Genomic DNA, 10,884 nt, shown 5'->3' on the forward strand with positions numbered 1-10,884 from the left:
GTCGATATAGTGATCGTCGGGTGCGGTGCGGGCGGCTCAACTCTCCTGCAGCGCTTGGCCCGCGCGGGCTGGAAGGCAGTCGCTCTGGATGCGGGCCCCTTCTGGGACCCGGAGCGCGACTGGGTCAGCGACGAGGCGGCCTCACACCACCTGTACTGGACGGAACCGCGGGTGATCTCCGGGGACGATCCGGTGCCCCTGGGCTCGAACAACTCGGGCCGGGGCGTGGGCGGCTCCATGGTGCATTACGCAGGCTACACCCCCAGGTTCCACCCGAGTGACTTCCATACCTACAGTGCCGACGGGGTGGGCGCCGACTGGCCCTTCGAGTACGAGGATCTTAAGTCGTACTACGAGGACATCGAAGGCGAACTTCCGGTGGCCGGGGAACACTGGCCGTGGGGCGATCCACACTCCTATCCGCACAGTCCGCACCCCGTCTCCGGGAACGGCGAGCTCTTCCTGCGCGGCGCACTGGCCTGCGGTATCACCGCGAAGGTCGGCCCAGTCGCGATCTCCAACGGCCGCTTCGGCAACCGGCCACACTGCATCTACCGCGGCTTCTGCCTGCAGGGCTGCAAGGTCAACGCAAAAGCCTCACCCCTGATCACCCACATTCCGGACGCCCTGCACCACGGCGCAGAAGTACGCGCCGACTCGATGGTGACCCGGATCGAAGTTGATGATAAGACAGGCAAGGCTACGGGCGTGCACTATGTCCGCCACGGCCGCACGCGGTTCCAGCGCGCCCGGATCGTCGCCGTCGCCGGCTACTCCATCGAGACCCCCCGCCTGCTGCTCAACTCCACCTCCAAGCGATTCCCGGACGGGCTGTGCAATGACTTCGACCAGGTGGGGAGGTACCTGATGGTCCAGGGTGCGCCCCAGACGGCCGGCAGGTTCGACTCAGAAGTGCGAATGTGGAAGGCGCCCCCGCCGGAGGTCAGCTCGGAAGACTTCTACGAAACGGACCCCTCCCAGCCCTACAAGCGCGGGTTCTCGGTGCAGACGGTGTCACCGCTGCCCATCACCTGGGCCGAGCACGTCGCCGCCCAGGGTCACTGGGGAGCAAAGCTGCGCGCATACATGAGTGACTACGTGCACTGGGCCTGTCTGGGCGCGCTGTGCGAGTTCCTGCCGCAGGCGGAAAACCGCGTCACCCTGGCACAGGAAAAGGACCGAAACGCGATGCCGGTAGCGCACTTCCACTACTCCCAGTGCGAAAACGACCGACGACTGATGGGCGCCGCGCAGGACGTCATGGAGAAGATCCTCAAGGCCGCCGGGGCCGACGAGGTCATCACCATCAAGCGCTACGCGCATTTGGTGGGCGGGGCCAGGATGGCGGCGGACGAGCGCCACGGCGTCGTCGACGCCGATTGCCGCAGCTTCGCCGTGCCCAACCTCTACATCACGGACGGCAGCGTACTGCCCACCCAGGGAAGCGCCAACCCGGCCCTGACCATCATGGCCGTCGCAGCGCGCGCCGCCGAACGGCTGATCGCCGGCGGAGCCAACAACGCCACCTGAACCAAACACAGCCCACTATCCAGCTTCGCCGATAGCCAGAACCAAGCTGCAGGAAAATCCTCCCGCATCAGAAAGGCTGACCATGCCCGCCACTCAAACCAGATCCGATCCGACCCTCAGCGGCCTGGACGTCAGCACCTACACGGTCCCCACCGATAGCCCGGAAGCAGACGGCACGTTCGCCTGGGACTCCACCACGATGGTGGTGGTCCGGGCCCGCGCCGGTGACTGCGAGGGACTCGGCTGGACCTACGCTCCACCCTCTTGCGCACAGTTGATCACAGGATTGCTGGCGCCAGCCGTCTCCGGACGGTCTGCGTGGGACACCGGAGGAGCCGCGCTGGCGATGCTGCAGGCCGTGCGCAATACCGGCCGCAGCGGGCTCGCCGGCTACGCGATCTCCGCGGTGGACTGTGCCCTGTGGGACTTGAAAGCACGCCTGCTTCACCTTCCCCTGTACCGCCTCCTCGGGGCGGTGCGCGACGAGGTCGACATTTACGGCAGCGGCGGGTTCACCACCTACTCCCGCCAGCAACTTGAGGACCAGCTGGGCGGCTGGGTGCACGGCCAGCACATCCCACGGGTCAAAATAAAGATCGGACAGGACCGGGGGAACGCCATTCCCCGGGATTTGGAGCGCATTCATCAGGCCAGAACTGTCATAGGAGACGACGCTGAGCTGTTCGTTGACGCCAATGGTGCCTACACGGCAAAACAAGCGGTGAGGGTTTACGAAGCGGCCGGCGACTCCAGGTTGGCGTGGTTTGAAGAGCCTGTCTCCTCCGACCACCTGGCCGGCCTGCGGACCGTCAGGGAGGCGATAGCTGCCGACGTCGCCGCGGGTGAATACGGTACAGACGTGTTCTACTTCGAGCGCCTGTGCCGGGCCGAAGCCGTCGACTGCGTCCAGCTGGATGTGTCGCGCTGCGGCGGTATCACCCAATGGCTGCGCATCGCCTCCCTTGTGGCAGCGTACGGGCTTCAGGTGTCCGGCCACTGCGCACCTAACCTAAGCGCCCACGTCGCCGCCGCGACAGAAAACTTCCGGCATCTGGAGTGGTTCCACGACCACGTACGAATCGAACGGACGTTCTTCGACGGGACCCTGGACCCCACCGGCGGAGCAATCGCACCGGATGCCAACTCCTCAGGCAACGGCCTCGCGTTCCGCTGGGAGGCCGTCGAAAAGTACCGGGTGGGGTAGGCGCCGCAACACCGCAGACAGTCCGCAAGGAGGATATCGCTGATGCCGGCACGAACGAGGGCCGCAGCACCGACCGGCCATTCCCGAGGCCACTCATTTCCGGCTCTATGCGGTGACCGCAGTGACCGCAGTGACCGCAACGGGGTAGTCAGCCTCAGAACACGGAACCGAGACAAAGGAGCCCGGGCTGCGGCCGAAGCAGGAAACAGACTGAGCCATGGCTGATACCGATACCCCTGACGCCCGCGCCGAGCACCGGTGGCCAGCGGTGATTGGACTGCTCGTCGCGCTGGGCCTTTATGCCGCGCTGCCCAGCTCCTTCCTTCCGTGGCTCAGGTATACGGTGGTCGGCGTTGGTCTGACGATGCTGATCCCGCTCGTGCACCTGAATCCGCACCGGTTCCACAGGGAAACGCGGCGGTCAAAAAACGTTGCTACCGGCCAGGCGCTGCTTCTGGTCGCCGCGAACGAGGTGGCCCTGGTACAGGTGGTCATCCGGCTCACCACTTCGGGCAACAGCGATGGCCCTGTAATCCTGTTTGCTGCACTGCAGATCTGGGTCACCAACATCATTGCGTTCGCCCTGGCTTTCTGGGAGATGGACCGAGGTGGCCCTGTTACCCGCCGCCACGCCGAACGCGAGGACATGCCGCCAGCAGACTTCCGGTTCCCTCAAGACGAGGACCGAGACGCCATTGAGGAGGTCGCTGCGAGGTCCTCCGAGCGGACCGGGTGGGTCGCATCGTTCATCGATTACGCATACTTCTCGCTATCCAATTCCATGGCCTTTAGCCCCACCGACACCATGCCGTTGTCTGCGCGGGCAAAAGCCATGATGGGCGTGGAGGCAGCCGGAGCATTCGTCCTTCTGGCCCTCGTCATCTCCCGGGCCGTTTCGCTTCTCAGCTGAACGCACGCTCCTTCCGGCACGAGCAAGAACCCGACGGCCACAAAGTCGTCAAGGCTCAACACGAGACGTTGAGGCGGAACTCAACTACACGTTGAAGCGGAACTCCACCACGTCGCCGTCGGCCATCACGTATTCCTTGCCTTCAATGCGGACCTTGCCGCGGGCCTTGGCCTCGGCCATGGAGCCGGCCTCGATGAGGTCGTCGAAGGAGACAACCTCGGCCTTGATGAAGCCACGCTGGAAGTCGGAGTGGATTACGCCGGCGGCCTGCGGTGCGGTGTCGCCGCGGTGGATGGTCCAGGCGCGGGTCTCTTTGGGTCCGGCGGTCAGGTAGGTCTGCAGGCCCAGCGTGTGGAACCCGACGCGCGCCAGCTGGTCAAGGCCGGACTCGTCCTGGCCGTTCATTTCCAGCATTTCGCGGGCTTCTTCCTCGTCCAGCTCGACGAGGTCCGATTCGAGCTTGGCGTCCAGGAAGATGCAGTCGGCCGGGGCCACGAGGGCGCGCAGCTCTTCCTGCTTTTCCGGGCTGCCCAGGATGCCTTCGTCGGCGTTGAAAACGTAGATGAACGGCTTGGCCGTGAGCAGGCCAAGCTCCTTGAGGTGCCCCATCTCCAGCTTGTCGCTCTTGATCGAGGAGAAGATAGTGTCGCCGCGCTCCAGCACGGCCTGCGCGGCCTGGACGGCAGCGAGTTCGGCGGCTTCCCGCTTCTTGATCTTGACTTCTTTTTCGATCCGGGGGACGGCCTTCTCGATGGTCTGGAGGTCGGCGAGGATCAGCTCGGTGTTGATCGTTTCCATGTCCGAACGGGGATCGACCTTGCCGTCGACGTGGATGACGTCGGGGTCATCGAAGACGCGGACCACCTGGGCGATGGCCTCGGCCTCGCGGATGTTGGCGAGGAACTGGTTGCCCAGGCCTTCACCCTCGGACGCGCCCTTGACGATGCCCGCGATGTCCACGAAGGACACGGCAGCGGGGAGCAGGCGTGCGGACCCGAAGATGGCCGCCAGCTTCTCGAGCCGCGGGTCCGGCAGGTTCACGACGCCGACATTGGGCTCGATCGTGGCGAACGGATAGTTCGCTGCGAGCACCTGGTTGCGGGTCAGTGCGTTGAAAAGGGTTGATTTGCCGACGTTGGGCAGTCCGACGATGCCAATAGTAAGAGCCACGAGTATAGATTCTACCGGTAAACGCCCTCACCCCTTGCGGCCTTGGGACCACGCGCGCGGCCGGCCCCGGTCCGGATCCGCATCAGCCGAGGTTCGGCGGGCAGGCTCCCCGCACCCCGCCCAGTGCGTCCTGGCTAAAACTGTCGGAGCTGCGTGCCAGAGTGAAGGCATGGACGCTTTCGCACTAATTCTTGCCCTGCTGATGCTCTTGATCGGCGCCGTAGCCGGGGCCGGCTTTGCCTTCGTGGTGTTGCGGCGCCGCAGCGCTGCCCTTGAACAGGACTTCGACGGCGTTTCGGCTCGTCTCTCCGAGGTGAACGCCCGGTATGCCGCCGCCGACGCCGAACGTCGCCTTCTCGCGGCCCAAAACCGGGAGCTGGGCGATGCCAGGACGCAGGATGGCAGCGTCCTCCGCGCCCTGGCACCCGTGGCGGAGAAGCTGACAGCTGTCCAGCAGCAGGTGTCGCTCCTGGAACGTGACCGGCTCGAGCAGTACGGGCAGCTTGCCCAGCAGCTCCAGGAGGCCAGGCTCTCCGACGAACAGCTGCTGAAGTCAACGCATGCGCTCGAGTCGGCGCTGCGGTCCAACAGCGCCCGCGGCCAGTGGGGCGAGGTGCAGCTCCGCCGCGTCGTGGAGGCGGCCGGGATGCTGCGCCATGTGGATTTCCATGAGCAACTGCATAGCTCCGGTTCCGACACCACGGTTCGGCCGGACCTCGTGGTCCAGCTCCCGGGTGACAAGCAGCTCGTCGTGGATGCGAAAGTGCCGCTGACCGCGTACCTGGAGGCACAGGAGCTTGGCAGCCAGCCGGGCGGCCGGGGCGCAGGAACGGCGGGCAACCAGCAGGCCCTGCTCGCTACCCATGCGAAGGCCCTCAAGGCCCACGTGGACGCGCTGAGCAACAAGAAGTACTGGGACATTCCCGGCAACGCGCCAGAATTGGTGGTCTGCTTCCTGCCCGCCGAATCGATTCTGGCGGCCGCACTCACCGCCGATTCCGCCCTGCTGGACTATGCCCTGTCCAAGAATGTTGTCCTGGCCTCGCCGGGGACCCTGCTGGCAGTCCTCAAGTCTGTGGCGTTCACGTGGCGGCAGGATGTGCTGACGGACAGCGCGCGCGAGCTCTTCGAACTGGCGCAGCAGCTGTACGAGCGGATGGGAACACTGGGCGACAACGTCACCAAGCTGGGCTCGTCGCTGAAGACGTCGGTGGACCGCTACAACTCCCTGGTCGGCACCCTCGAGGCCCGGGTCCTGCCGACCGCGCGCAAGCTGAATGCCCTGGATGCCGCTAGCCTAGCCACACCCATCACCGTTGAGGCGACACCCCGTTCGGTGGCCGCACCGGAGCTGCAACAGGGCATCGCCACAGGGGACGCAGCCGCCGCAGAGGAATCCGACGACGACGCCGCGGAAGAGTCGGCAGCCTAGGGCTGCCCGGGGTAAGGGCCGCCCGGCCCGGTAGGAGCTGCCCGGCCACGTCTGCCCGGCGGTACTAGTCGGTCGGGCGGGCGCCGCGGCCGCCGAGGGCACGCGAGACGTCCCCGGCCTGCTTCAGGGTGGCGCGGAGTTCCTTTGGCAGGGAGAAGAGCAGGTCCTCCTCCGCCGTGACGACTTCCTCAACGCTGCCGTAGCCGTAATCGGCGAGCAGCCGCAGGACGTCCTTCACGAGGACCTCCGGCACGGACGCCCCCGAGGTCACGCCGACGGTCGCCACGCCCTCAAACCAGGACTCGTCGACTTCGTTGGCGAAATCGACCCGGTAGGAGGCCTTGGCACCGTATTCCAGTGCCACCTCAACAAGGCGGACGGAGTTCGAGGAGTTAGCCGAACCGACAACGATCACCAGGTCAGCCTGGGGCGAGATCTTTTTGATGGCCACCTGGCGGTTGGTGGTGGCGTAGCARATATCGTCGCTGGGCGGATCCTGCAGGGTGGGGAACCGTTCCTTGAGCAGGCGGACGGTCTCCATGGTCTCGTCGACGCTCAAGGTGGTCTGGGAAAGCCAGATGACCTTCTCCGGATCCCGGACCGTCACCTTGTCGACCTCATGCGGGCCGTTGATGATCTGGATGTGTTCCGGAGCTTCACCCGCGGTCCCTTCGACTTCCTCGTGGCCGTCGTGGCCAATCAGGAGGATGTCGAAATCGTCCTTGGCGAAGCGCACGGCCTCGCGGTGCACCTTGGTCACCAGCGGGCAAGTGGCGTCGATGGTCCGCAGCCCGCGGTCCTCGGCGGACTGCACCACGGCCGGGGAGACTCCGTGCGCGGAGAAGATGACCAGGGCCCCTTCCGGGACCTCGTCGGTCTCGTCCACGAAGATGGCGCCCTTTTCCTCCAGGGAGCTGACCACGTGGACGTTGTGGACGATCTGCTTGCGCACATAAACCGGCGGACCGTAGTGCTCAAGGGCCTTTTCCACCGCGATGACGGCCCGGTCGACGCCGGCGCAGTAGCCGCGCGGAGCGGCCAGGAGGACCTTCTTCGCCCCGGTCACGGGAGCCGCCGCCAACACTTCCTCCGGCGATCGCCGGCGGCGCGGAACGGAGGGCATCGGGATGGATACAGCGGTGGAGGTCATGCCCCCAATGCTACCGGTGTTCGCTGTAGCCGGTCATTTCAGGCCTTGCGGCGGCCGGCGACTACCCGAAGGATGAGCCCGGAGGCCAGGAGCACCCCGCCGGCCACGAGTGCCACCACTATCCACTGACCAAAGCCGGCGGTGGAGGCGGCCACAAATTCGCGCTTGAAGAGGTCCGCAACCTCGTTGCCGCTCCCGGTCCCCTGGACCATATTGCCGGCCGCGTCCGAACCCAGTTTCCACACCCCGGCCAGCACCAGGGCGCCCAGGCCGACGCCCGCCAGGACCGTCCATTTCCGCCGGGCCGCGACAAAGGCCAGGACGAAGGCGATGGCCGCGCCCACAGCCACGGCAGATCCCATCGGCGCGTACGCGGAAACCCGTTCGATGAGCTGGCGCTGGTTGGACTGGCCGATGTTGATTCGCACCGTGTCCGGCGCCTTCAGCGGTACCGGCGAGGCGTCCGAGACCCGCTTGACCACCAGGCCCACCAGCGGGGCGACATCGAGGGTCAGGGAGGAGGTGCCGTCCACCTGGGGCGGCAGCGTCCGGGGGTCGGCGAAGCTGAGCCGGTGGCTCCTGCGCAGGGTCTCAGCCCACGCGTCCGCGTATCCGGGCGCGGAGGTCAGGGACTGGGCCGCCTCGGCAAGAATGGGTTTGACCAGGCCCGCGACCGCATCGGGCAGTTGCCGGCCGCCCAGATTGATACCGTTCACGGCGGCGGTGGCCAGCCTCTGCTGGAATGCCGGGTCCTTCCCCAACGGTGCGGTGAGGGCGACGAACCCGTCTTCCTGGACGATATTCCGGTCCACCCACATGGCCGGGACGGCGACAGCCGCCATGGCAAGGCCGATCAGCACAGCAACGGCCGAGACAAAAGTGCGCACGAAAGTCTCCTAGGAGGGTTGGGAGTAGAGCCATCCTACGGTGGCGCCGCGGCGAACCGGAAAGCAGCAGGCCAAAACGTCCGGCCCTGCTGGTAAAGCTATGGATAGAGTTGAAGCAGCTCCCCGCCTCCAGCAAAGGACTCCGCACCCCATGCACCAGCACATGCACCAGCTCACGGACCAGGCGTGCCGCGCCTGCGGTTACCGGCATGTCTGAAGATACCGCTGCGGCCACCACCCTGCCGGCGACCGCGGCCGAGACCAGCCCGGACAACCCCTGGCCGCTGCAGCTGCTGTCGCAGAAACTGAAGATGCACATCGACCGTGCGCCCTCGGCCTGGGTCGAGGGCCAGGTCATCGAACTCAACCGGCGCGGCACGAACGCCTACCTGACGCTGCGCGACATCGACGCGGAAATCTCGCTGCCGGCCTCGGTCTGGACCAACGTCCTGGACCGGCAGGCTACCCCGCTGGAACGCGGGTCCCGGGTGGTGGCGCTGCTGAAGTCCGAGTTCTGGCTAAAAACCGGCCGGCTCAACATGTCCGTCAAGGACATCCGGCCCGTGGGGCTGGGTGACCTGCTGGCCCGCATTGAACGGCTGCGCCAGGCGCTGGCGGCCGAGGGCCTCTTCGCCGACTCCCGTAAGAAACGCCTGCCGCTCCTCCCCCACCGGATCGGCCTGATCACCGGCCGCGACTCGGATGCGAAGAAGGATGTGCTGCGCAACGCCGCCCTCCGCTGGCCCGCCGTCGAATTTGAGATCCGTGAAGTAGCCGTCCAGGGCAATACCGCCGTGGCCCAGGTAATCCGTGCGCTGCAGGAACTGGACTCCCAGCCGGAGGTGGACGTCATTGTCATCGCCCGCGGCGGCGGGGCGCTGGAGGACCTGCTCCCGTTCAGCAGCGAGGAACTCATCCGGGCCGTCGCGGCCGCGGCCACCCCGATTGTCAGCGCGATCGGCCATGAGGCGGACCGGCCCATCCTCGACGACGTCGCGGACCTGCGCGCCTCAACGCCCACCGATGCGGCCAAGCGGATCGTGCCGGATGTTGTGGAGGAACTGGCGCGGGTGCGGCAGGCCCGCGAGCAGCTTCGCCGCGGAGTCACCCGTCTGGTCGAGCGGGAAACGGACCGGCTCGCGTCGCTCCGCTCGCGCCCTGTCCTGGCATCGCCCGAGGGCATGGTGACGGCCCGGCACGACGACGTCGAACGGCTCAAGGGCCGCTCCCATGCGGCCGTCAACACCGCCGTCGTCCGGGCCGCGGACCAGCTGGTGCACCTCAAAGCCCAGGTTCGCGCCCTCTCGCCGCAAAAGACCCTGGACCGCGGCTACGCCGTCGTGCAGCTCGACGACGGAACGTCCGTGCCGGGAACCCGCCATGAGGTGGTCCGGGACCCCAGCCAGGCGCCGGCCGGTACGGCCCTCGCGGTGCGGGTGGCGGGTGGCAGGTTCACAGCCCAGTCCACCGGCGGCGGGGAAGCCAGCGGGGACTGACCGGCCGCCAAACCGCGGGAACCCCGAACCAGCACCGAAGCATCGCCTAACCGGCAACCATACGTATAGAGGAGCAACACCATGGCAGCAGAGAACACGGCATCCCCCACCCCGGAGACGGACCTCGACGGACTCAGCTACGAGGACGCCCGCGAACAACTCGTCGGCGTGGTGAGCAGGCTGGAGGCCGGCGGCGCCAGCCTCGAGGAATCCCTCGCCCTGTGGGAGCGCGGCGAAGCCCTGGCAAAGCGCTGCGAGCAGTGGCTCGAAGGAGCCCGCAAGCGCCTCGCCGCAGCCCGGGACCAAGCGGGCCAGGCCGGCCAGGAAGCCTGACAGGAGCCCTGGGGGGCCGGACAGGGCCGGACAGGAAGCCGGCCGCTAGGAGCGCCGCACCAGCTCGGCCTCCATGTCGACGTCGATCTCGGGGACGGGCCATTCCAGCGCCAGCCCCTCCAGTGCGTCCAGGAGCAGCTGCTGGACGGCGATCCGGGCAAACCATTTCTTGTCGGCCGGGACTACGTGCCAGGGCGCGTGCTCTGAGCTGGTCTGCTCGAACGCGGCCTGGTAGGCATCCATGTAGTCGTCCCAGAACGCCCGTTCCTTCAGGTCGTTGCTGCTGTACTTCCACCGCTTCGCCGGATCATCCAGCCGGGCCAGCAGGCGTTCCTGCTGCTCGTCGCGGCTGATGTGCAGCATAACCTTGATGATCTTCGTGCCCGCCGCCGTTTGCCGGGCCTCGAACTCGTTGATGGCGCGGTAGCGGCGCTCCAGTTCCGTGGCGTCGGCCCAGCGGTGTACCCGGTGGATCAGCACGTCCTCGTAGTGGGAGCGGTCGAAAACGCCCACCATGCCGGCAGCCGGAACTTCTTTTTCGATCCGCCAGAGGAAGTCGTAGGACTGCTCCTCCGGGGTCGGCGCCTTGAACGACTTCAGCTGCACGCCCTGCGGATTCATCTGGCCCATAACGTGGTTGACGATGCCGCCCTTGCCCGCGGTGTCCATGGCCTGCAGGACCAGCAACACCCGCTTCTTGCCGCCGATCCGGGACTCGGCGAAAAGCTGCTCCTGCAGCTGCGTCAGCTTCCCGTCGAGCTCGCTGAGCAGC

At 66.6% G+C, this 10,884-nt stretch carries 10 protein-coding genes; 6 read left to right on the plus strand and 4 right to left on the minus strand.

All coding sequences use genetic code 11. From position 1 onward, the window contains the following. From AC1DHD_RS09255 to AC1DHD_RS09265, 3 genes are all read left to right on the plus strand, one after another. On the plus strand, positions 1–1,530 hold a 1,530-nt coding region (locus AC1DHD_RS09255; RefSeq protein ID WP_476879423.1), incomplete at its 5' end, for a GMC family oxidoreductase. A gap of 82 nt (positions 1,531–1,612) precedes the next feature. After that, a complete protein-coding gene (locus AC1DHD_RS09260; protein WP_476879424.1) occupies positions 1,613–2,734 on the plus strand; it encodes an enolase C-terminal domain-like protein in 1,122 nt (373 codons plus the stop codon). A gap of 217 nt (positions 2,735–2,951) precedes the next feature. Beyond that, positions 2,952–3,644: a hypothetical protein gene (locus tag AC1DHD_RS09265; RefSeq protein ID WP_476879425.1), complete on the plus strand. Its 693-nt coding sequence runs from the start codon at positions 2,952–2,954 to the stop codon at positions 3,642–3,644. A gap of 84 nt (positions 3,645–3,728) precedes the next feature. Here the strand turns inward: AC1DHD_RS09265 and ychF are convergent, their stop codons facing one another. After that, complete coding sequence (ychF, locus tag AC1DHD_RS09270; RefSeq protein ID WP_476879426.1) at positions 3,729–4,814, minus strand: redox-regulated ATPase YchF; 1,086 nt, start codon at positions 4,812–4,814, stop codon at positions 3,729–3,731. A gap of 169 nt (positions 4,815–4,983) precedes the next feature. On the opposite strand from ychF, the gene AC1DHD_RS09275 reads away from it, so the two are divergent. After that, on the plus strand, positions 4,984–6,246 hold the full coding sequence (locus AC1DHD_RS09275) for a DNA recombination protein RmuC (RefSeq protein WP_476879427.1): 1,263 nt from the start codon (positions 4,984–4,986) through the stop codon (positions 6,244–6,246). Between the two features lie 64 nt (positions 6,247–6,310). Here the strand turns inward: AC1DHD_RS09275 and AC1DHD_RS09280 are convergent, their stop codons facing one another. After that, positions 6,311–7,396, minus strand: a complete 1,086-nt coding sequence (locus AC1DHD_RS09280) for a 4-hydroxy-3-methylbut-2-enyl diphosphate reductase (protein WP_476879428.1) — start codon at positions 7,394–7,396, stop codon at positions 6,311–6,313. Between the two features lie 38 nt (positions 7,397–7,434). Further along, positions 7,435–8,283, minus strand: coding sequence for a hypothetical protein (locus AC1DHD_RS09285; RefSeq protein WP_476879429.1), 849 nt, complete (start codon positions 8,281–8,283; stop codon positions 7,435–7,437). 209 nt (positions 8,284–8,492) lie between these two features. Here AC1DHD_RS09285 and xseA point away from each other — a divergent pair, with 209 nt between their 5' ends. After that, positions 8,493–9,779, plus strand: a complete 1,287-nt coding sequence (gene xseA, locus AC1DHD_RS09290) for an exodeoxyribonuclease VII large subunit (protein WP_476879430.1) — start codon at positions 8,493–8,495, stop codon at positions 9,777–9,779. Positions 9,780–9,860: 81 nt separating this feature from the next. Next, positions 9,861–10,112 carry an exodeoxyribonuclease VII small subunit gene (locus tag AC1DHD_RS09295; protein WP_476879431.1) on the plus strand — a complete coding sequence of 84 codons (252 nt, stop codon included), beginning with the start codon at positions 9,861–9,863 and terminating at the stop codon, positions 10,110–10,112. Between the two features lie 45 nt (positions 10,113–10,157). Here the strand turns inward: AC1DHD_RS09295 and AC1DHD_RS09300 are convergent. Continuing rightward, positions 10,158–10,884, minus strand: a 727-nt coding sequence (locus AC1DHD_RS09300; RefSeq protein ID WP_476879432.1) for a PPK2 family polyphosphate kinase, incomplete at its 5' end; no start/stop codon positions are given.

It is taken from the genome of Arthrobacter sp. 05L45_2 (assembly GCF_056397525.1).